Origin of the sequence: Azospirillum sp. ST 5-10 (assembly GCF_051225715.1) — a bacterium.
GTDB lineage: Bacteria > Pseudomonadota > Alphaproteobacteria > Azospirillales > Azospirillaceae > Azospirillum.
The window spans coordinates 80,585-101,068 of the sequence record NZ_JBPJSP010000010.1; the positions used below are offsets into that span (position 1 = coordinate 80,585).

At 72.5% G+C, this 20,484-nt stretch carries 21 protein-coding genes; 6 read left to right on the forward strand and 15 right to left on the reverse strand.

What is annotated here, in order from left to right; genetic code table 11:
- Nucleotides 1-188 precede the first annotated feature (188 nt).
- Nucleotides 189-734, forward strand: coding sequence for a hypothetical protein (locus ACSBPG_RS13725; protein ID WP_435537737.1), 546 nt, complete (start codon nt 189-191; stop codon nt 732-734).
- Nucleotides 735-740: 6 nt separating this feature from the next.
- Here the strand turns inward: ACSBPG_RS13725 and ACSBPG_RS13730 are convergent, their stop codons facing one another.
- From ACSBPG_RS13730 to ACSBPG_RS13770, 9 genes are all read right to left on the reverse strand, one after another.
- Nucleotides 741-1,265 (reverse strand): flagellar protein FlgN, encoded by a 525-nt coding sequence (locus ACSBPG_RS13730; RefSeq protein WP_435537738.1) that lies wholly within the window; start codon nt 1,263-1,265, stop codon nt 741-743.
- Nucleotides 1,262-1,594, reverse strand: a complete 333-nt coding sequence (locus tag ACSBPG_RS13735) for a rod-binding protein (RefSeq protein ID WP_435537739.1) — start codon at nt 1,592-1,594, stop codon at nt 1,262-1,264. The genes ACSBPG_RS13730 and ACSBPG_RS13735 overlap by 4 nt, the downstream gene beginning before the upstream one ends.
- Nucleotides 1,595-1,633: 39 nt before the next feature.
- On the reverse strand, nt 1,634-2,788 hold the full coding sequence (locus ACSBPG_RS13740; RefSeq protein WP_435537740.1) for a flagellar basal body P-ring protein FlgI: 1,155 nt from the start codon (nt 2,786-2,788) through the stop codon (nt 1,634-1,636).
- Between the two features lie 9 nt (nt 2,789-2,797).
- A complete protein-coding gene (locus ACSBPG_RS13745) occupies nt 2,798-3,949 on the reverse strand; it encodes a flagellin (RefSeq protein ID WP_435537741.1) in 1,152 nt (383 codons plus the stop codon).
- Between the two features lie 3 nt (nt 3,950-3,952).
- Complete coding sequence (gene flgK, locus ACSBPG_RS13750) at nt 3,953-5,350, reverse strand: flagellar hook-associated protein FlgK (protein WP_435537742.1); 1,398 nt, start codon at nt 5,348-5,350, stop codon at nt 3,953-3,955.
- A 25-nt stretch (nt 5,351-5,375) separates the two neighbouring features.
- Nucleotides 5,376-6,623: a flagellar hook protein FlgE gene (locus ACSBPG_RS13755; protein WP_435537743.1), complete on the reverse strand. Its 1,248-nt coding sequence runs from the start codon at nt 6,621-6,623 to the stop codon at nt 5,376-5,378.
- A 179-nt stretch (nt 6,624-6,802) separates the two neighbouring features.
- Nucleotides 6,803-7,852 carry a flagellar motor protein MotB gene (locus ACSBPG_RS13760; protein WP_435537744.1) on the reverse strand — a complete coding sequence of 350 codons (1,050 nt, stop codon included), beginning with the start codon at nt 7,850-7,852 and terminating at the stop codon, nt 6,803-6,805.
- Between the two features lie 6 nt (nt 7,853-7,858).
- Nucleotides 7,859-8,746 carry a flagellar motor stator protein MotA gene (gene motA / locus ACSBPG_RS13765; protein ID WP_435537745.1) on the reverse strand — a complete coding sequence of 296 codons (888 nt, stop codon included), beginning with the start codon at nt 8,744-8,746 and terminating at the stop codon, nt 7,859-7,861.
- Nucleotides 8,747-8,838: 92 nt separating this feature from the next.
- Nucleotides 8,839-11,307, reverse strand: a complete 2,469-nt coding sequence (locus ACSBPG_RS13770) for a hypothetical protein (RefSeq protein WP_435537746.1) — start codon at nt 11,305-11,307, stop codon at nt 8,839-8,841.
- A gap of 144 nt (nt 11,308-11,451) precedes the next feature.
- Here ACSBPG_RS13770 and flgF point away from each other — a divergent pair, with 144 nt between their 5' ends.
- From flgF to ACSBPG_RS13795, 5 genes are read left to right on the forward strand one after another with little or no spacing between them, the layout of a single operon-like run.
- Nucleotides 11,452-12,183: a flagellar basal-body rod protein FlgF gene (flgF, locus tag ACSBPG_RS13775; protein WP_435537747.1), complete on the forward strand. Its 732-nt coding sequence runs from the start codon at nt 11,452-11,454 to the stop codon at nt 12,181-12,183.
- 12 nt (nt 12,184-12,195) lie between these two features.
- A complete protein-coding gene (gene flgG, locus ACSBPG_RS13780; RefSeq protein WP_435537748.1) occupies nt 12,196-12,981 on the forward strand; it encodes a flagellar basal-body rod protein FlgG in 786 nt (261 codons plus the stop codon).
- Nucleotides 12,982-12,986: 5 nt separating this feature from the next.
- Nucleotides 12,987-13,724 (forward strand): flagellar basal body P-ring formation chaperone FlgA, encoded by a 738-nt coding sequence (gene flgA / locus ACSBPG_RS13785; protein ID WP_435537749.1) that lies wholly within the window; start codon nt 12,987-12,989, stop codon nt 13,722-13,724.
- Nucleotides 13,725-13,738: 14 nt separating this feature from the next.
- Nucleotides 13,739-14,470, forward strand: a complete 732-nt coding sequence (gene flgH / locus ACSBPG_RS13790) for a flagellar basal body L-ring protein FlgH (RefSeq protein ID WP_435537750.1) — start codon at nt 13,739-13,741, stop codon at nt 14,468-14,470.
- Between the two features lie 41 nt (nt 14,471-14,511).
- Nucleotides 14,512-15,000 carry a hypothetical protein gene (locus ACSBPG_RS13795; RefSeq protein ID WP_435537751.1) on the forward strand — a complete coding sequence of 163 codons (489 nt, stop codon included), beginning with the start codon at nt 14,512-14,514 and terminating at the stop codon, nt 14,998-15,000.
- 3 nt (nt 15,001-15,003) lie between these two features.
- On the opposite strand, the gene ACSBPG_RS13800 is transcribed toward ACSBPG_RS13795, so the two are convergent.
- The 6 genes from ACSBPG_RS13800 to ACSBPG_RS13825 are packed head-to-tail and all read right to left on the reverse strand — an operon-like array spanning nt 15,004 to nt 20,298.
- On the reverse strand, nt 15,004-15,669 hold the full coding sequence (locus ACSBPG_RS13800) for a flagellar hook assembly protein FlgD (protein ID WP_435537752.1): 666 nt from the start codon (nt 15,667-15,669) through the stop codon (nt 15,004-15,006).
- A gap of 14 nt (nt 15,670-15,683) precedes the next feature.
- Nucleotides 15,684-17,132, reverse strand: coding sequence for a flagellar hook-length control protein FliK (locus ACSBPG_RS13805; RefSeq protein ID WP_435537753.1), 1,449 nt, complete (start codon nt 17,130-17,132; stop codon nt 15,684-15,686).
- A 5-nt stretch (nt 17,133-17,137) separates the two neighbouring features.
- Nucleotides 17,138-17,875, reverse strand: a complete 738-nt coding sequence (locus ACSBPG_RS13810; protein WP_435537754.1) for a MotE family protein — start codon at nt 17,873-17,875, stop codon at nt 17,138-17,140.
- A gap of 3 nt (nt 17,876-17,878) precedes the next feature.
- Entirely contained in the window at nt 17,879-18,538 is a 660-nt protein-coding gene (locus ACSBPG_RS13815) for a DUF6468 domain-containing protein (protein WP_435537755.1), read from the reverse strand.
- Nucleotides 18,519-19,736, reverse strand: coding sequence for a flagellar motor switch protein FliM (gene fliM, locus ACSBPG_RS13820; RefSeq protein WP_435537756.1), 1,218 nt, complete (start codon nt 19,734-19,736; stop codon nt 18,519-18,521). Before fliM ends, ACSBPG_RS13815 begins: the two co-directional genes overlap by 20 nt.
- A 28-nt stretch (nt 19,737-19,764) precedes the next feature.
- A complete protein-coding gene (locus ACSBPG_RS13825; RefSeq protein ID WP_435537757.1) occupies nt 19,765-20,298 on the reverse strand; it encodes a flagellar basal body-associated FliL family protein in 534 nt (177 codons plus the stop codon).
- Nucleotides 20,299-20,484 lie beyond the last annotated feature (186 nt).

Here is a 20,484-nt window from a genome sequence, read left to right on the forward strand (position 1 = left end):
GCAAGGACCATGTGCGCGTCGCCGGCCGGCGGTCACAATGTCGCACGCGGGGCCGGTCCCCTCCCGTCCCGGCGGCGCGCCGCCGCCGGCTGGAATCTTCCGTCCGGTTCACATCGCATTAATACCTTTTTGCTGGATTCAGGCGTGTCGCAGCGGCTGGTCGCACGGCTGGGGGAACCAGGGCACCGATGGGAGATTCCGACGATCTGTTCGACCTCTACCGCAGCGACCGGGAAGCCCGGCGGGCGCTGAGCGGAGCGGCCTTGGCGACCTCCCTGGCCGACAACGTGCGCCGCACCTTCTCCGTGATCGACGCGCTGTGCGCCGAGGTCACCCAGGCGCTGGCGCAGGCGCGCTACACGGCCAGGTTCGCGGCGCCGGTGGTGGACCGCTCCACCTACGTCCAGCTCGACCGCAAGTCCGAGAGCTTCCGCGACTATCTCCGGCTGTGGAGCCAGCAGCGCGCCGAGCGGGGAAGCGGCGGCATGCACTGGGAGGCGAAGATCGGCGTGACCGACCACCGCCGCCAGACCGCCGAGGTCGGCATCGGCCTGACGATCGAGTGGCCGACCGGCGAGGCCGACGCCAACCACGCCTTCGTCGAGTTCTGGCCGACCGGCCAGGGCGTCGGGCTGCCCGCGGAGTCCCGTGCCTTCCAGCGGGCGCTGGTCGCCTGCATCATCAAGCTGGAGGAGGCGGGGGAGCTGGCGAGCGTGCGCCCCCGCTCGCCGTGAGGGGCATCACAGGGTCGTGTTGAGGCCGGAGGCCGACAGCTCGACCGGCCGCACGGCGTGTCCGCTGCGGGCGTAGAGCCCGTCGCTCGAGGCCTTCTCCAGGGCCGTCAGCAGGTTGCGGCTGACCGTCAGCACCGCCTTGCGCAGCGCCACCAGCCCGCTGGCGTTGGCGTCGATGGCCTTCTCCAGCCGCTCGACCCGGTCGAGGGTCATGGAACGCAGGTCGTCGGGCAGGCGGATGCCGTCGGCCCGCGCCTGTTCGGCGACCGCCTGCAGCCGTTCGGCCATCGCCGCCTTGCGGTGGGCGAAGACCTCCAGCCGGTCCAGCGTGCCCGCGCCGATGCACGCCGTCTCCTCCTCCAGCACCGCCGCCAGCGCCTCGACGGCGTCGAGGAACTCCGTGACGGCGAGGGCCGTCGGCCCGTCGTAGGCCGGACCCTCGGCCACCGGCCCGTCGGCGGCGGCCACGGGCATCGCATCCGGTGCGAATTCGTGGATCAGGTCCTTCAGGGTGACGGTTGCAGGACTCATGGCGTGCCCTCCCCTTGAGCGGCCCCTTGGACGGCCCCTTGGACGGCGTAGAGGCGCGCCACCTCCTCGCGGACGAGGTCGCCGATGCCGAGGGTCCCCGCCTCGGCGATGGCCTTGCCGTACTCCTGCAGCATGAAGCTGCGCCACGGCTTCTCGGCGTCGCCGCCGCCGAACACCGTGTTGTCGTCGAGCCCGGCGAACATCGTCTCCATCATCTGGCCGACGACCATCGCCTCGAAGTCCCTGGCCACCTGCTCGGCGGTGCCGGTCGCGGGGAGCGCCGTCTCCGTCCGGGCGGCCGGGCGGCCGTTCACCGTGCTGATGTCCATGTGCGGTCCCCCATGCGCTGATTGGTCATGCGCTGCTGGTCAGATGATCTCCAGGTCGGCGTGCAGGGCGCCGGCCGCCTTGATCGCCTGCAGGATCGCCACCATGTCGCGCGGCCCCACGCCGAGCGCGTTGAGGCCGTTGACCAGCTGCTGCAGGCTGACGTTGCCGCCGACCGTCACGAACTGCCGGCCGTTGCCCTCCTCCACCTGGACGTCGGTGCGCGGCACGACGACGGTCTCGCCGCGGCCGAAGGGCTGCGGCTGCGAGACCTGCGGCGTCTCGACCACGCGCACCGTCAGGTTGCCCTGGGTGATGGCGACCCGGCTGACCCGCACGTCGTCGCCGATGACGATGGTGCCGGAGCGCTCGTCGACGACGACGCGGGCGATGCTGTCGGGCTGGATCGGCAGCTGCTCGATGGCGCCGATCAGGCGCGCCACCTGGCCGACGTAGGGGCCGGCGATGGCGACGTCGACGGTGGACAGGTCGAGCACCCGGGCGGCGGACGGCCCGAGGCGGCGGTTGACCGCGTCGGCGATGCGGTTGGCGGTGGTGAAGTCGGGGTTGCGCAGCACCATCCGCACGGCGCCGACGTCGTTGAGGGCGAACTTCAGCTCGCGCTCGACGGTGGCGCCGTTGGCGATGCGGGCGGTGGTGGGGACGCCCTTGGTCACCGACGCGGCGACGCCGCCGGCGGAGAAGCCGCCGACCGACAGCGGCCCCTGGGCCACCGCGTAGGCCTCGCCGTCGGCGCCCAGCAGCGGCGTCACCACCAGGGTGCCGCCCAGCAGGCTGGTGGCGTCGCCCAGCGCCGACACCGTCACGTCCACCGCCGAGCCCTGGCGGGCGAAGGGCGGCAGGGTGGCGCTGACCATCACCGCGGCGGTGTTGCGCGTGCGCAGGGTCTCGCCGCGGGTGTTGATGCCGAGCCGTTCCAGCATGCCCTTCAGGCTCTGCTCGGTGAAGGGCGTGTTGATCAGCCGGTCGCCGGTGCCGTCCAGGCCGACCACCAGGCCGTAGCCGATGAGCTGGTTGCGCCGCACCCCGTCGAAGTTGACGAGGTCCTTGATCCGCGTCTGCGCCACGGCCGGCGCGCCACCGTCCACCGGGGCGAGCAGGACGGCCGCCGCCAGCGCGACGGCGGCGGCGATCCTTCGGACGGTTCGGGCGAGCCGGAACGCGGGAGCGGGCATGGCGGGCGCCTAGAGATAGTTGGTGAGGTGCAGCTTGGCGATGCGCGCGGTGGCGCTGGAGGTGGCGTCGATCTGCGTCTCGAGCTGGCTGATGCGCACGCTCGCCTCGTAGGGATCGACGCCTTCCAGGTTGTGGATCTGGGTGTTGAGGATGGCGATCTGCGTCTTGTGCTGCTCGGCCAGGGTGGTGACCTGGTTGCGCTGGATGCCGAGCTGGGCGATGGAGTCGCGCAGGTCGTTCAGCCCGCCCGACAGCTTGCTCACGGCCGCGTACATGTAATCGTCGTAGGCCGCCGGCTCCATCTTCGAGGTGTCGACCGCCGCCAGCATGTAGGCGCCCTCGAGGATCTCGCGGATCATCGGGTCGTTGGCCTGGATGCCGTAGGCGATGGTGGTGTCGTCGGCGGGCCGGCCGGCGACCCTCGGGTTGGCGGTGCCGCCGGCTCGCAGCGTGGTGGTGCCGGTGTAGAAGCCGCCTTCGAAGGTGTCGGACAACGCGGCCGGCGGCGGCAGCGGCGCCGTCGGGTCCGCCGGCACCACCGTGACCAGGGGCGCCGAGGTGGCCGGGTCGCGCACCGAGAACAGGGCGTCGAGGGCGTCGATCACCGCGCCCGTCTGCGCGGCGGTGACCGGCATCGCCGAGCCGTCGGCCGCCAGGGCGATGGTGTCCTGGACGATCTGCAGGGGCGAGCGCAGCGGCGGCTCGTCGGCGTCGACGGCGCGCATCGGCGGCTCGTCGAGCGCGGTGCCGGCGAACAGGTAGCTGTCGCCGGCGGAGGCGTTGAGCAGCGCCACCAGCTGGTCGATCACGCCGCGCGCCTGGATCTGCAGCGACGAGCCGGTCGGCGACTGCTGGCCGAGCCCGGTCGAGGCGGTGGCCATCAGCTCGGTGCCGGCGTCGAGGATGCTCGTCAGGGCGCTGTCCATGGTCGCCATGCGCCCGTCGAGCAGGGTGGTCGTCTTGTGGTACTCCTCGGTGCGGTCGAACAGGTTGCGCAGGCTGATGTCGCGGCCGGTGCGCGCGCCGATGGTGGCGGCCACGTCGGCGTGCACCAGGGTCGCGGCCTCTTCGTTGGCCCGGACGTACTCGATCTGCAGATCGGTCATCGTGCTCTGCAGGCGCCGGCTCATGCCGAGCGTGGAGACGGAGTTGTACAGCATGGCTCAGGCCTTGATCTGCAGGAGGAGGTCGATCATGCGCCCGGCCACCTGGATCACCTGGGCGCTGGCGCCGTAGCTCTGCTCGATCAGCAGGAGCTTCTGCATCTCGTCGTCGATGTTGACGCCGTCGCGGTTGACCCGCGCGTTCTGCAGCGTGTCGGCGCCGATCTTGCGGGAGTTCATCTCCGCTTCCGCGGTGGTGCGGTAGCCCTGCTGGGTCGACACCAGGGCCGACGCGAACCCGCCCAGCGTCGCCGACGTCGGCAGGTCGGCGGCGGTGAACGCCGTGTCCGTGTTGAAGGCGTCGATGTAGCGGGTGATCTGCGTCTGGTCGCCGGCGTCCAGGGGGGCGGCCGCCTGGACGCCGCTCTGCACCCGCCAGCTCTCGGTGAAGAGGACGCTGTTGACCTCGATCCGCGAGGCGAGGCCGGCGTCCGTGCTGTAGGCGGCGCCGGCGTCGGTGAACATGCCCTGCTGCGTCGGGTTGGCCTCCGCCCCCTGGAACATCTGGACGAGGCCGGCGGCGAGCTGGTCGAGCTGGTCGAGCGCGCGCGGCATGTCCTGGTAGGCGGTCTGCACGTAGCCCATCATCCGCCCGCTCTGGATCTCGCTGTCGGGATCGTCGGAGAGGACGTACCCGTTCACCGCGAGGTCGGTGCCGACGAGGGTCAGCGGCGTCTCGCCCTCGGCCAGCGGGTGGTCGAGCAGGGTCTGGCCGTTGCGGGTCATCACCACGACCTGGCCGTCGTCGCGGTTGTAGGTGCGGATGCCGATCTCCTCGGAGATCTGGTCGAGCTGGCGGTCGCGCTCGTCGCGCAGGTCGCCGGCGTCGCCGCCCCGGGCCTCCAGCGCGGCGATCGTCGTGTTGAGTTCGCTGACCTTGTGCAGCGCGGCGTTGACGATGTCCACCGAGTCGGCGAGCCGGTCGCGGGCGTCGGCCTGCACCGAGAGGGCCGAATCGGCGGCGGCGTGGAGGCTGTCCACCAGGGCCGACGCCTGCGCCACCACCGCGCTCTGGGCGGCGGCGTCGTTCGGCATGTCGTGCAGCCGCTCGAAAGCCTGCTGGAGCTGCGACAGCTCGGTGGAGACCGAGCGCTCGTCCTGAGGCTGCCCCAGCACCAGCGCGTAGTCGGCCAGCGCCGACGCGCGCGCCTCCTGCCCGGCGTAGAGGCTCTGGGCATGGCGGGCGTCGCGGATCAGCAGCTCGTCGACGTTGCGGGAAATTCCCTCGATGCGCACGCCGGCCCCCCGGCCGGCCACCGCCGCCGAGGAGAGGGCGACGTCGCGCCCGACATAGCCGGCGGTCGTCGCGTTGGCGATGTTGTGGGAGGCGAGCGCGGCCTGCTGCTGCGACGCGCGCAGGCCGGAGGCGGCGGAGGCCAGGGCAAGCTGGATGCTCATGGTCGGCGGTCCCTTGCGTGCGCGCTCAGCGCTTCAGGCGGTTGGTTTCGTCGACCATCTCGTCGGCCGTGCGGACGATGGTGGCGTTCGACGAGTAGGCGCGCTGCGTCTCGATGAGGGAGACCAGCTCGTCGGCGATGTCGACGTTCGACTGCTCCAGCGCCCAGCCGATCACCGCGCCGACCGAGCCGGTCCCGCCCTGGTTGAGGCTCAGCGCGCCGGAATCGGCGCCCAGGGTGTAGGTGTTGCCGTCCTGGGTGACCAGCCCGTCGGGGTTCATGACGTCGGCCACCGGGATCTGGTAGAGCGCCTGCTTGGCGCCGTTGTCGTAGAGGGCCCAGAGGACGCCCGACTCGTCGATGTCGACGGTGGTGACGCGGCCGACGGCGCTGCCGTCACGCACCACCTGGGGCACGTAGTCCCCGTTGAGCTGGGTGACGTTGCTGAACCCGAAGGTCACCACGTCCGACGTCGGAGTCGCCGGCGAGGTGATGGTGAAGGTCGGCATGGGATCCAGCGGATCGCCGGTCGCCGTGTCGATCGGCATGCCGGCGTAGGGGCCGGTGGCGGCGAAGTCCAGAGTTACCGGCACGCCGGCCACGGTGTAGCCGGCCGGTCCGGTCGCGGTCAGGGTCCACTGGTTGGCGGTCGCCGTCTTGGTCCAGGTCAGATTGACCGTCTGGGGATTGCCCAGGCCGTCGTAGAAGGCGGGCGACGTCGTGAAGGTGTCGCCGTTCGCCGCCTGCGCCGGCAGGTTGCCGGAGAAGCTCATCTGCGTCGTCGCGCTGCCGCCGTAGAGCAGGTTGCCGACGTTGACCGGCACCAGGTCGTCGAAGGCGCTGGCGTTGACCGCCGGCAGGCTGCCGTCCGGATTGAGCTTCCACGCCTCCAGGTACTGGCCCGCGGTGTTGCGGAGGTAGCCGTTGTCGTCGGTGGTGAAGCTGCCGGCGCGGGTCAGCGAGTACTGCGCCGCGCCGGTGGTGCCGTTGGCGACGACGAAGAAGCCGCGGCCGCTGAGCGCCAGGTCGGTCGCCGAGCCGCTCGCCATCGGCGTGCCGTCCTCCATCACCTTGTAGCGGACGTGCGAGCTGACGCCGCCGCTGGAATAGGTGGTGGTCTGTCCCGGCGCGGTCACCAGGGTCGAGAAGTCCACCGTGGCCCGCTTGTAGCCGACCGTCGCGGAGTTGCTGATGTTGTCGGAGATCGCGGCGAGCCGAGAGCTTTGGGCGGACATGCCGCTCACACCGGACCGCATGGCGCTGTACAGGCTCATCGTGGAATCCTCTGGTGTTCCTGCGAACGGAAGGGGGCGAGCCGTGCCGGGCTTCTCCACGAACGACTGTCGAGCGTGACGATAGGCGGTTGCTTTTAAAGGCGCTTTAAAGGAAAAACGGCCGGTTTTCCTAAAAAACCGGCCAGATTGTCTTCAGCGTCCGGACGGCGCCGGCCGGGTCATCCCGACCGGCGGCGCAGCAGGACGATGCTGATGCGCCGGTTGCTGGGGTCCAGCGGGGCGCCGGCGACGAGGTGGTCGAGGTCGGCGCGCCCTTCGACGCGGACGATCCGTTCGGCCGGCACGCCGCTGGCGATCAGCGCGCGCCGGGCCGCGTTGGCGCGGTCGCTCGACAGCTCCCAGTTGCCGTACTTGGCGGCGGCGGCGTAGGCGAGCCCGTCGGTGTGGCCGGTGATGCTGATGGGGTTGGCGACCCCGGCCAGCGCCGACGCCACCAGCGCCATCAGGCGGCGGCCCGGTTCGTTCATCTGCGCCGAGCCGACGTGGAACATGGAGAAGCGCGCCTGGTCCGTCAGCTGGACGCGCAGCCCCTCCGGCACCTGCTCGATGAGCACGCTGTCCGACAGGGCGCTGAGCTCCGGCGAGGCGGCGATCTGCCGGCGCAGGTCGCGCTCCAGGGACTCCAGCGCCGCCTGCTCCTGGATCGCCGCCGACTTGTGGTCGAGCAGCGCCTCGAGCTCGGCCCGCGTCACCAGGGTGCCGCCGCCGGCCGGCGGCGCCCCGGCCGGCGCCTCCTGGCGGGGCGCCGCCGGCGTCGCGGCGGGGCCGAGCAGGTTGACGGCGTCGCCCGGCTCGCGCGGCGCCGCCGGGGAACCCAGCGGGTGGGGCATCGCATCCTTGCGCCCGGCGGGCTGGCGGTCGCTGTCGCCGACCGAGGCGATGACCGGCGGCGACGCCACCGGCGCGGCCTGGTCGGCGGCGGCGTTGGGGGTGGTGAGCGACCCGGTGTCGTCGACGGAGCGGCCGGACAGCATGCCGTCGGCGCCCGAGTTGCTCTCCGACACCGCGACCGGGTTGAAATAGTCGGCGATGCCCTTGCGCTGTTCGGTGGTGGTGATGTTCATCAACCACATCACCAGGAAGAAGGTCATCATCGCCGTGACGAAGTCGGCGTAGGCCAGCTTCCAGGTGCCGTTGTGCTCGTCGCCGTCGTGGTCGAGGCCGTGGCGCTTGACGACGATGGGGGTGACGGTGGATTTGCGGGGCATGGGCGCTCACGCGGCCTGGCGTCCCTCGCGGCTCTTGGCCTGCGAGGACAGGGTGGTGGCGACCTCGACTTCGGCGAGGCTCGGCTGGATGTCGGTGTACAGCACCTTGCGCGCGAACTCGGCGCAGACCTGCGGCGGGCAGCCCCGGAGATAGGCGCACAGCGCCGCCTTGACGCAGATGTACATGTTGAGCTCCGACTCGCGGCGCTGGCGCGCCGCCGAAGCGATCGGGCCGACCATGCCGTAGGACAGCAGGACGCCGAGGAAGGTGCCGGTCAGCGCGCCGCCGATCATGTGGCCGAGCACCTCCGGCGCCTCGTTGATGGCGCTCATGGCGTTGATGACGCCGAGCACGGCGGCGACGATGCCCAGCGCCGGCAGGGCGTCGGCCAGGTTCTGCAGCGCCTTGGGCACCTGGTTCAGCTCGCGGCCCAGGGTGTCCAGCTCCTCCGTCATCAGCGATTCCAGGTCGTGCGGGTTGTCCTGTCCCAGCGCCACCAGGCGCAGGTAGTCGCACAGGAAGGTGATGCAGCGCTCGTGCCGCAGGACGGTGGGATACTGGGTGAACAGCGGGCTGTCGTAGGGCCGGTCGATGTCGCTCTCGATCTGCGACATGCCCTTGGACTTGGCGACGCGCAGCAGGCCGTAGACCAGCGCGATCACGTCGATGTAGTCGTTCCGGGAGGTGCGGCGGCCGCGTGCGATGGCGACCACGGTGCGCCAGGTCTCGCGTAGGACGGTGGGCGTGTTGGCGATGACGTAGCCGCCGCAGCCCGCGCCGATGATGATGATGATCTCGACCGGCTGCCAGAGCACGGCCATCCGGCCGCCCATCGCCCAGAATCCGCCCAGCACGCTGGCGAACACCGCGATCAAACCGAGTAACAGTCGCATGTTTCCTTCTCCGGGACGGCTGCGCCATCGTCCGCTCGCCGGGAGCGCCGTGATTCGACGCTAACCCCCGGCGTTTAAAGCGGCTTTACGATTCAGGGAATGGTCTGCCAGCGGCGGGCCAGGCGCTCGATGGCGTCGGCGGCGGCGAGCTGGCGGGCGACGTCGTCCGCCTTGACCGGCCGGTCGTCGGCCGGCAGCGGCGCCAGCGCGTCGAGCAGCCCGTTCCAGCGGGTGCCGGCGAGGCGGGCGCCGTGGCGCGCCGCGAGGTCGTGCACCATCGCGCCGTCGCCGGCCAGGTGCGCGGCGAGCCCGAGCAGCGCCACGTCCTCGGCGGCCGGTGCCGGCTGCCCGTCGACCAGTTCGGCCAAGGCGTCGCGCGCCGCGGTCCATTCGCCGGAGTCGAACAGGCTGCGCGCCCGCAGGCGCGCCGCCGCGACGCCGGGCATCCCGCGCAGGCTGTCGAGCGCCCGCACCGTCTCGCCGCCGGCGATCAGCGCCTCCGCCCGCAGCAGCGTGCGCCGCTCCGCGAGCCCGGCGTCCAGCGCGGCGTTGCCGGTCCGGTTCAGGACGTCGAGGGCGTCGGCGTCCCGCCCGGCATCGATCAGGGTGCGGGCCAGGGCGGCGCCGAGCATGGCCTGGCGGGCCCCGGTCGCCTGCCCGGTCAGCCCTTCGAGGACGCGGATCGCCTCGACCGTGAAGCCGTCGCGCGCCAACGCCCGCGCCAGGCGCTGGCGCAGGGTGGCCTCGTCGTCGTCGGCGAGCGTCACCAGACGGCCGTGGCGCGCCTGGAGCGCCAGGGCGTAGAGACCGCCGGGCGCCTCGCCCTCGATGCGCTCGAGCACGGCCTTCAGCAGGCCGCGGCCGGCGGCGAGCGCATCGCGGCCGCGCGCCGTGGCGCCGAAGCGCCGCCCCAGCATGCCGAACATGTCGAGCGCCGCCTCGGTCCGCCCGGTGCGGGCGTAGGCGCCGCCGAGCGCCGCCAGAGCGTCGATCTCGACGTCGTCGCCCCGCCAGGCGTAGCGCAGGGCCTCCAGCTCGGCGATGGCGCCTTCGTCGTCCAGCGCCCCGGTGGTCCGCCGCAGCTCGATGGCGCGCACCTCGGCACGCCGCCCGAAGGGGCCGCCGCGGACGTCCGCCGATTTGCGGTAGTGCTGCAGCGCCGTCTCCGGCGTGTCGCGGAGCTCGGCGAGGCGGCCGCGGAAATAGTCGAGCCGTCCGTCCGCCATGCTGCGGGCGTCGACGGTGATCATCTCCAGCACGATCAGGTTCAGCGCGTCGGCGTCGCGCGCCGCGTCCGCCGATTCGGCCAGCAGGCTGAGGAGCCGGCTGCGCAGCTCGGCGGGATAGTCGAGCAGCCGCTTCAGGGCGATCGGCAGCCCCTCGTGGGCCGCCGCCCAGCGGGTGGGCGCCAGGGTGGCGCTGCGCCAGACGTGATGGTCCGGCGAGGCGCCGGGCGGGATGCGCACGAACAGGCTGGCGTCGGGATCGGCGCTGCGGTCGAGGGCGCGGAAGGCGTCGTTCAGCACCTGCAGGCTGTAGCGCTGGTCGGCGGCCGGATTCTGGGCGGCCGCGGCGTCGAGCGTGGCGCGCCCTTCCTCCTCCAGCGCCCGCGCCAGGGCGAAGCGCGCCATGGCGACGAAGGCGTCGACCCGGGCGCGCGCCAGGGTGTCGGACAGCGCCTGCTGCAAGGTCGCGCGCGTCTCAGTGAAGTCGTCGCCGGCCCAGGCGGCGAGGTCCATCGGGCCGATCGGCGGCGGATCGGGCTCGCGCCGTTCCGCCGCCGCCGGCTGGCTGGCGGGGCGGCCTTCGAGCAGCCGCAGGGTCTGCTCGACGCTGCGCTGGACGGCGGCTTCGAGGCTCGCCGGATCGGCGGCGGGCGGCGGCGCCCCGGCAGCAGGGGCCGGCGCGGTGGCGGGCGTCGCCGCTGCCGGCGGCATCGCCGCGCCCCCCACCGGCGGCATCGCCGTGACCGCCGCCGGCGCCACCGGCTGCGCCTGGGCGACCGCCACCGGATTCACCGCGGCGGCGACCGCCGCCAGCGGCGACGGGGTGTCCTGCGCCGCCGGCGTTCCGGCCGGCGGAGGCGCCGCCGCCGTGGCGACCGCCGCGGGTGCGTCCTCCCGCCCGCCGGGCTCCGCCATGGCCGGTGCCGGCGGCGTGGATCCCGGCTTGCGCGCGGGGATCGGCGGGGCGGCCACGTCGACGATCAGCAGGTTGCGCTCGCGCAGGGCCGTGACCCGCGCGCCGCAGGGAATGGACGCGGCCATGGTGCGGCCGTCGTCGAGCGACTGGAACCCGGACATCCGCGAGGCCCAGACGCCGTTCAGGGTGTCGAGCGGCCACGCCGTCGCCTCGTCCCGTTCGAGGCGCACCGAGCAGGGATCGGAGACCGCCCGCGGCAGCGCGCCGCCGGCGACGCTCACCACCAGGCGCGAGAAGGCGCCGTGGTCGCCGAGCTGGGCGGTCACCGGCACCTCGGAGCGGGTGGAGGAGGGCAGCGCCATCAGGACGAGGGCAAGGGTGGAGGCGACGGTCATGCCGAGCTCGGTGCGCCGATGCATCGCAGTCATCCCGAATTTTATCTAAATCAATTTCAAGGCGGAGCAGAAGAGACCGGCTCCGGCGTCACTCGTCCGGAGTTGAAACCCGGCTTTAAACTGCATCGTCCAGATTAAGGCGGAGTTCAAATCCAGAGGTGTCCAGCGATGGAGAACCAACTTTACATCGGGCTGTCGCGGCAGATGGCGCTGCGGCGGCAGCTCGATGTGGTCGCCAACAACATCGCCAACATGAACACGGTCGGATTCCGCGGCGAGCGCAGCCTGTTCGAGGCGGCGATGGAGCGGGGGGGCAACAAGCCCACCGACCGCATCGCCTTCACCATCGACCGCGCCACCTACACCGATCTGCGTCCGGGCACCTTCTCCGAGACCGGCAACCCCTACGACGTGGCGGTCGACGGCGACGGCCTGCTGACGGTCAACACGCCGGACGGGGTGCGCTACACCCGCGACGGCCGCCTGCGGCGCGACGCCGACGGGCAGCTGGTCACCGCCAACGGCTTTCCCGTGCTCGACGACGGCGGCCAGCCCATCACCATCGATTCCGAATACAGCACGGTGACGATCGCCAGCGACGGGCTGGTGTCGGCCGATGGCGACGTGATCGCGCGCCTGGCCGTGGTGCGCTTCGAGAACCCGCAGGCGCTGACGCAGACCGGCGACCTGCTGTTCGAGGCGGGCGACGACGCGGTGGCGCTGCCGGCACCCGACACGCGGCTGGTGCAGGGCAAGGTGGAACGGTCGAACGTCCAGGGCGTGCTCGAGGTGACGCGCCTGATGGAGCTGTCCCGCGACTATCAGGCGGTGAGCAAGATGGTGGACGAGGGGCAGGACCTGCTGCGCAACGCCATCAACCGCCTCGGCAAACCCCAGTAAGGAGTTTCGTTCATGCGCGTGCTCAGCATCGCGTCGACCGGCATGATGGCCCAGCAGCTGAACGTCGAGGTCATCTCCAACAACATCGCCAACATCAACACGACCGCCTTCAAGCGCGGCCGCGCCGAGTTCCAGGACCTGATGTACCAGTCGGAGCGGCGCCAGGGCGCCCAGTCCACCGACACCGGCACCATCATTCCCACCGGCATCGAGGTCGGCCTGGGCGTGCGGCCGATCTCGGTCAACCGCATCAACACCATCGGCAGCCTGACCTCGACCGGCAACGAGCTCGACCTGGCGATCGAGGGGCGCGGCTACTTCAACGTCACCGAGCCCGGCGGCGACACCGTCTACACCCGCGCCGGCAGCTTCAAGCTGTCGCCGGAAGGCACCATCGTCACCGCCGACGGCTACACCATCGCCCCCGGCATCACCGTGCCCCAGGGCACGCGCGAGGTGGTCATCAACAAGTCGGGCGAGGTCTTCGCCTACGTGGACGGCGAGACCCAGCCCCTCAACCAGGGCCAGCTGGCGATGACGGTGTTCGTCAACGAATCCGGCCTGGAGGCGCTGGGCGACAACCTGTTCCGCGCCACGCCGGCGTCGGGCGAACCGCAGGACGGCCTGGCCGGCCAGGCCGGATTCGGCACCATCCGCCAGAAGTACCTGGAATCCTCGAACGTCAACGTGGTCCAGGAGATCACCGAGCTGATCTCGGCGCAACGGGCCTACGAGATGAACGCCAAGGTCGTGGAAGCCGGCGACCAGATGGCATCGACCCTGACCAACATGCGGTGAGCGCCATGGCCCGCTGCACCCCGTCGCGGCGGCGCGCCCGCCCGCTCGTCGCCGCCCTGCTCGCGCTGGCCGCCCTGGCCGCGGCGCCCGCCGCCGCCGGACCGGTGGAGTCGAGGCTGGCCGAAGAGCTGCGGGCGACCCTGGGCGACGCCGTGCCGGCCGACGCCGAGGTGTCGCTGACCCTGGGCCGGCCCTTCGCCGGCGCCGTCGAGGCGGTGCGGGAGATGTCGTACGACCCCCGCGACGGCAGCTTCCGCGCGCTGGTGAGCAGCGCCGGCCGTCTCGTCGAGCTGGCCGGGCAGGTCGCCGTCGAGGTCGCCGTCCCCGTCAGCGTGCGGCGGATGCGCCCCGGCGAGATCATCACCGCGGCCGACCTGACGTCCATCCGCATGCCGCTGGAACGCCTGGGCGGCGGCTTCGTCACCGCCGCCGACCAGCTGATCGGCCTGTCGCCCCGGCGGACGATGATGGCGGGGCGGCTGATCCGCGTCGACGCGGTCGGCGCGCCCATCGTCGTGCAGCGCAACCGCCCGGTGACCCTGGTCTACGAGGACGGGCCGCTGCTGCTCGCCGCCCGCGGCCGGGCGCTGCAGGACGGCGGCGTCGGCGACCTCGTCCGGGTCATGAACGTGTCCAGCAACGCCGTGGTGACCGGCACCATCACCGGGGTCGAGACGGTGTCGGTGAACGGACCCCGGCTTCCCGGCGCCGTCGCGACGGGCGCCGAATCGTCGATGCCGTGAAACGGAGCCTTGCCATGCGCGCCGCCGTCGTTCCCCTGATGCTGCTCTCGGTCGCCGCGGCCGGGTGTTCCCGCCTGTCGGACATCGGCAGCGCCCCGGCGCTGTCGGAGATCTCCAACCCCGCGCTCCAGCCCGAGGCGCGGGTCATCTCCATGCCGATGCCGCAGCCCGTCGCCGTCGACCAGACGCCGAGCTCGCTGTGGCAGACGGGGTCGCGCAACTTCTTCCGGGATCCCCGTGCCAAGGCGGTCGGCGACCTGCTGACGGTGATCATCGACATCTCCGACCAGGCCCAGCTGCAGAACCGCACCCAGCGCGCGCGGACCAACGCCGAGGGGTTCGGCGCCACCAACTTCTTCGGCCTGGAGAGCCGGCTGCCCGCCATCCTCCCCGACGCCGTCGATCCCGAGAGCCTCGTCGATCTCGACAGCAACAGCACCTCCAGCGGCAACGGCACGATCCAGCGCAACGAGCGCATCGCCATGCGGGTCGCCGCCTTCGTCACCCAGGTGCTGCCCAACGGCAACTTCGTCATCGCCGGGCGCCAGGAGATGCGCGTCAACTACGAGCTGCGCGAACTGCGCATCGCCGGGGTCATCCGCCCCGAGGACATCACCAACACCAACACCATCGACTACGACAAGATCGGCGAGGCGCGCATCACCTACGGCGGGCGCGGCCAGATCACCGACGTGCAGCAGCCGCGCTACGGCCAGCAGGTGCTGGACGTGGTGCTGCCGTTCTGACGCGACGGCGGGCGACGCCGGTGCCACGAAGGGGAAAGACGATGAAGGCGCTGCTCCTGTTCTCGGTGGCCGCCGGGCTGGCGTTTGCCGGCGGTTACGGGGCGGGGCGCTACGAGCTGGCGGCCCGCGCGGCGGCGCCGCCGGCCGACGGGGCGCAGGAGGCCGAAGAGCCGGCCGGCCGCGCCGGCGAGGACGGTGCCGCCGGCCCGTACTACGTCGAGGCCGGCCAGTTCGTCGTGCCGGTCCTGGCGCAGGGCCGCACCGAGGCGTTCATCCTGGCGCAGGTCACGCTGGAGGCCGGGGACGGCGAAGGGGCCGACCTGGTGCGCCGGCGCCTGCCGCACGCCCGCAGCGCCATGCTGGAGGGCTTGTTCGGTCTCGCCCAGTCCGGCGCCTTCGACGGCCCCGCCGTCGATCCCGCCGCGGTGGCCGGCGCCCTGCGCGCCAGCGCCAACGGCCAGTTCTCCGCCGGGCCGGTGAAGGCGGTCCTGATCGACCGCCTTCTGCGCCAGGACAACAGCCGGCGCTGAGCCTCAGGACGCCGACAGGATGGCGTCGGCGGCGACGGTGGCGCCGTTCTTCAGGACGAACCGAGTGGCGCCGTCGACGTTGCGCACCTCGGTCACCGTGTCGGTCATGACGCTGGCCGTCTGCAGGGCGGCGCCGTCCTTGTCCTTGGCGGTGATCCGCAGCGTGTAGAGCCCGTCGGCGGCGGTGGCGCCGTCGCTGCGCTTGCCGTCCCAGGTGAAGGCCTGGCGCCCCGTGGCCGGGGTGCCGGCGGCGCTGTAGACGGTTTTGCCGGCGCTGTCGAGGACCTCGATCTTCACGCTCGCCGGCGCGCCGTCCACGGTGTAGGCCGCGCTCGCCTTCCCGTCCACCAGCGCCAGCGTGTCGGACGCCACCTCGACCTTGCGGCCGAGGAAGGCCATGTCCATCCGCATGCCGCTGCTCTTGAGCGTGTCGAGAACCTCGGTCAGCGTGTCGTTGGTCCGCATCGCCTGCTCGACCGTCGAGAGCTGGGCCAGCTGGGTCATGAACTGGGTGGCGTCCATCGGCGCCAGCGGGTCCTGGTTGCGCAGCTGCGCCGTCAGCAGCTGGAGGAACGATTCGTAGTCGACCGTAGACTTCTTGTCGGCGGTGGCGGTGGCGGTGGCGGAGGCGCCGCCGCCGGTCGCGCCCGTGGCGCCCGTGGTGGTCATGGGAGCGGTTCCTTTCAGACGATGACGTCGACCAGCCCGTCGACCGGGGTGAGGATGCGCTCGGGCGCGGCTTCCGCGGCGATCACGGCGGCCGGTCCGGGCCGGCCGCCACGGCCACCCGAGCCCTGGTCGAAGGCGGCGAAGCCGCGCGACTGCCCGTCGCCTTGCAGCGAGAATTGCAGGGTGGCGTTGTTCAGGGTCAGGCCGGCATCCCCCAGCGCCTTCTCCAGCTGGGTCACGTCGCGGCGCAGCAGCGAGAGCGTGTCGGCATGCTCCGCCTGCACCGACAGGGTGACGTGACCCTCCTTGACGTCGGCGATCACCTGGACCCGGCCGAGCTCCGCCGGCGACAGGTCGATGTGGAAGGTGCCGCCGCCGGCGCTGGCGACGCGCACCAGCGGTGCCGCCAGCTGTGCCATCGGCGGCGGCGGTGCGGCGGCACGGCCCTGGGCGGTCGCGCCGGCCGCGTGCTGGCCCGGCGCCGCGGCCGACGACGGCGACGGCAGCCCGTCCGCCGGCGCCGTGTCGGCGCCGCCGGTTGCCGCCGGCGCGGCGGCGAAGGGGAGATCCGCCAGGGTTCCGGCGTCGGGCTGACCGGCGCCGCCCGACGGTCCGGTGCCCGCGCCGGCGAGCGTCGTCCCGGGGTCGGGCTTGCCGCCGCCGTTGCCCTGCGGCGCGGCGGCGGTCCGCCCGCTGCTCTTGCCGGACCGGCGCGGGTCGCCGGCCGCCTCGGCGGCGGCGTCGCGGGCCGGACCGGCCGCCGGCACCGCCACCGGCTGCGCGGTCGCGGCGACGGCGGGCGACGCCGGGGCCGGTGTCGCGGTCGGCGTCGCGGCCGGTCCCGCGTTCGCCGCGGCCGCACCGTCGGCCGGCGGCGGGGCGGCGCCGGTGGCATCGGCGAGGGCGGGAACGGCCGCCGCCGGTACGGTGCCGACGGCGCTCGCGTCGGTGGCCGCCGTTGCCGCCGCCGCTCCCGCCGCAGCCGCAGTTCCCGTCGGTGCCGCCGCGCCGGCGGTCGCCGCCGCCGTCGCCGTGCCGCTCTGGCCGGTGCCGGAGGTTGCGGCGGCGAGGGCCGTTGCCGACGGTGCCGCCGTCGCGGAGAGGAGGGCGCCCGCGGGATCGCCGGCCTCGCCCGGGGCGGCGGCGGGCGCGCCGGCGGCGGCTGGCAGCGCCGCGTCGCTGCCGGGCGGCGGCGCGGCGGGGGCGGGCGGCGTGGCGGGCAGCCAGGCGGCGTCCGGGCCGGCGGTGGCGGCGCTGGCCGTGGCGTCGGGGCGGGGGCGGCGCGGGCGTTCGCCGGAGCGCTCGGACCGGCGGTCGCGTTCGCCGTCCTGCTCCTCCACGAGGCGGTCGAAGGCGGAGCCGGAGTCGCCGTCGGCGTCGCGGTCGGCGGCGGCCGGCGCGGCGGTGCGGACGTCGGTCGCCGGCCGCGGCGGCGCGGTGAGGACGTCGGTCATGCTCGTCATGGCGGTCAGTTCGTCAGGGTGGTGCGGGGCAGGGCGGCGGCGGGCTTGCGATCGCCCGGCAGGGCGCGGCGCTGCAGGATCGCCTGGGTGACCTCGCGCGCCTTGGTGTCGCTCATCGCCGCCAGGATGGGCGCGGCGCGGCGTTCGGCGAGGCGGTCGAGGACGTCGACGACCTCGGCCGTCTCCAGGCTGTCGAGGATGCGGGCGGCGTCGCGCGGCTTCATCGCCTCGTAGATCGCGACCATGCGGCGCAGATCCTCCTGCTGCAGGGTGGAGCGCTGGGCCATCAGCGCCTCGACCTCGCGCTTCACCGCGCCGAGGCGCTGGATCTGCGTGCCGATGCGCGCTTCGGTCGCCGTCAGCACGGCTTCGGTCTCGCGCACCCTCTGGGCGCGGGCGGCGGTCTCGGCCTTCTGCTCGCGGATGGCGTCGCGCAGCAGCGGGTCGCTGCAGGACGGAGCGGCCAGGGCGACGGGGGCCAGGCTTCCGCCGTCGGCGCCCGCCGGGGGGGCGGCATCGGCGGCGGTGTTGGCGGCGGCGGGCGGCGGGTCGGCCGCAGCGCTGCCGGGGGCGCCGGGCGCCGGCGCGTCGGGTGCCAGGTCGGTCGCCCAGGGGCGGTCGTGGTTGCCGAACTCGCGGTCGAACTGCTGGGCGATCGCCGGCAGGCCGTCCACCAGGGCACCCAGCTTCAGGGGCAGCACCATGAGGACGGCGATCAGGGTGATCGGCAGGATGCGCAGCATGGATCAGCCCTCCGAACCGATGGTGCGCAGGCGGGCGTAGAAGGCGCCGATCGGCCGCTGCCGGTCGGGCCCCCCGGCGTCCTCCGCGGCGGCCGGCTGGACCTCCCGGTCGAGGATGGCGACGGCGTGCGGGGCGGTGTCCGCCGGCGGCGGCTCGTCGTCGTCGGCGAACACCGGCAGCCGGGACGCCCCCGTGGCCATCGACGGTGCCGTCTCGTCGGCGTCCGCCGTCCCGTCGATCTCCGCCGTCGCGGCGGCGGCCTCGGCGAGGCGCCGCGGCGCCGGCGCCGGCACGCGGCGGGCGGCGCGCTGCATCGCCCCTTCGTCGAGACGGCGCAGCAGGCCGCGGGCGTGCTGCACGGATTCCTCCATGCGCGCCATGGTGCGCTCGCACGAGCCGAGGATCAGCGCCATGTCCTCCTTCAGCGCCTTGGCGCGGTCGAGGTCCTCCGAGAGCCGCCCGGCGACGTCGGAGGCCGATCCGACCAGGCGCTTCATGGAGGCGTCGGTGTCGTCGATGGACCGCGAGAAGGTGCTGATCAGCGCGTTGATCTCCGACTGCCCGGTGCGCAGCAGCTTCAGCCTCTGGTTGACGATGACCAGATAGACGGTCGCCGTCACCAGCATGACGGCCAGCGCGGCGTCAATGAGAAAGGAGACCATCGATCAGCTCCTGTTTGGTGTCGAGGTCGGTCTCGACCTTGACGGCGATGTTGCCGTTGCGCTGGCCCATGTGGCCGGCGAACAGCGGGATGGTCTTGCTGAGCACCAGCACCGGCGCGTCGGGATTGATGCGCAGCTTGAGCGACTGGCCCTTCTGCCAGTTCAGGACCTCGCCGAGCGGCACCTGGGTCTCGCTGAGCACGGCGACCAGCTCCAGCTTCGAGCGCATCAGCTCGCCCTTGAGGTGGTTCTCCCACACCGTGTCGTGGCCGAACCGCTCGCCCATGAACATCTGCACCAGCTTGCCGCGCACCGGCTCCAGCGTCGCGTAGGGGATGACCACGTCGATGTGGCCGGTGCGCCGCTCGACCTCCACGGCGATGCGGACGCGGATGACCGCGTTGGTGGCGCGGGTGATGGTGGCGAACTGCGGGTTCACCTCCAGCCGGTCGAACACGAAGTCGACCTGCGCCAGCGGGTCGAAGGACTGCCCCAGGTCCTGGAGCACCACCTTCATCAGCCGCTCGGTCATCTTGCGTTCGATCGAGGTGTAGGCGCGCCCGTCCACCCGGCCCGGCCGCGCCCGGCGGCCGCCGAGCAGGACGTCCATCATGCAGTAGATCAGCGCGCTGTCGATCGACAGCAGCATCTGGTTGTCCCACTGCTCGGCACGGGCGACGCCGATCAGCGCCGGCAGCTCGATGGTGTCGAGGAAGTCGGTGTAGCGCAGCCACTCGATCCGCATCAGCGACGCCTCGACGTTGCTCGAGGCGAACTGGCGCAGCGAGGTGTTCAGCAACCGCACCATGCGGTCGAACACCACGTCGAGCATCGGCAGGCGGTCCTTGTTGATCGTCGTCGAGCTGACCAGCAGCTTGATGGCGTTCGGCGGCTCGTCGGCGGCGGACGGCATGGCGAAGTTGAGCAGGCGGTCGATCTCCTCCTGATTGAGGATCTTCGAGTCCGCCACCATTTCGCCGTCGCCGGCCGCCGCCCCGGCGGCGGCCGAGGCCCCGGCGGCGTTCAGGATGGCCTGGCTCCAGTCGGCGTCGAGCGCCGGCTCGGCCGCCGGCGGGACCACCGGTGCCGCGCTCCGGTCGGCGGCCGGCCCTGCGTCGCCGTCGGGGGCGGCGGTGCGGGGCTGGTCGGGCTGAGGTTGGTCCGACCCGTGGGTCTCGCCGTCGGTGGGATTGGTCATCCGTGCCTCTGCGGTTGGATCGCGGTCGCTATTGCGTGAGCAGGCTGCGCAGCAGGACGTCGGTGACGACGTCCCGGCCGTTGCCGCCGGGTGGGACGAGCAGGAGGTTGAAACGCCGCTTCAGCTCGCTGCGCAGCCGGTGCAGGCCGGCCGACCCGTCGAGGTCGTCCTGGTCGAGGTTGCGCAGGAACTCCTGCATGGAATCGACCAGCAGCGGCATGGCCTCCTCGACCGCCCCCTGGCGGCCGGGGGCCGCCACCAGGGTCAGGCCGATCTTCAGGTAGCGCGACGGCGTGTCCCGGCGCAGGTTGACGATCGTCTCGGGGATGTCGATCAGCCGTTCCGTCTCGACCTCTTCCTCGGCCGGGGGCGCCATCAGCCGCTCGATCCCCTCCGGGCCGACGGCCAGCCAGTAGCCGGTGATCCCGGCCGCGCCGATGGCGGCGACGGCGGCGGCGCCGAGGAGCAGGCGAGCCAGCGGCAGGACAACCACGAATACACTGCGCGACCGTGTCAGGCTGTTCAACATCTCCGCGTTGAGCTCGTCCGTTCGTGTATTCATGCTGTCACGCCCGCTAGCGATTGCCGGAAATTTTATCAGAAACCTAGTTGAATAGAGTTTTATCGAATTTGTGATTGATGGGAGCCCGGTTTTTTTACTCCGCTTAAAAGTGCCGCCGATAGTCTGAGCCGGCGTTCGGGGCCCACAGTAGGTCCCCCGATTTTCGGAAACTTTAAAGGTGCGGGT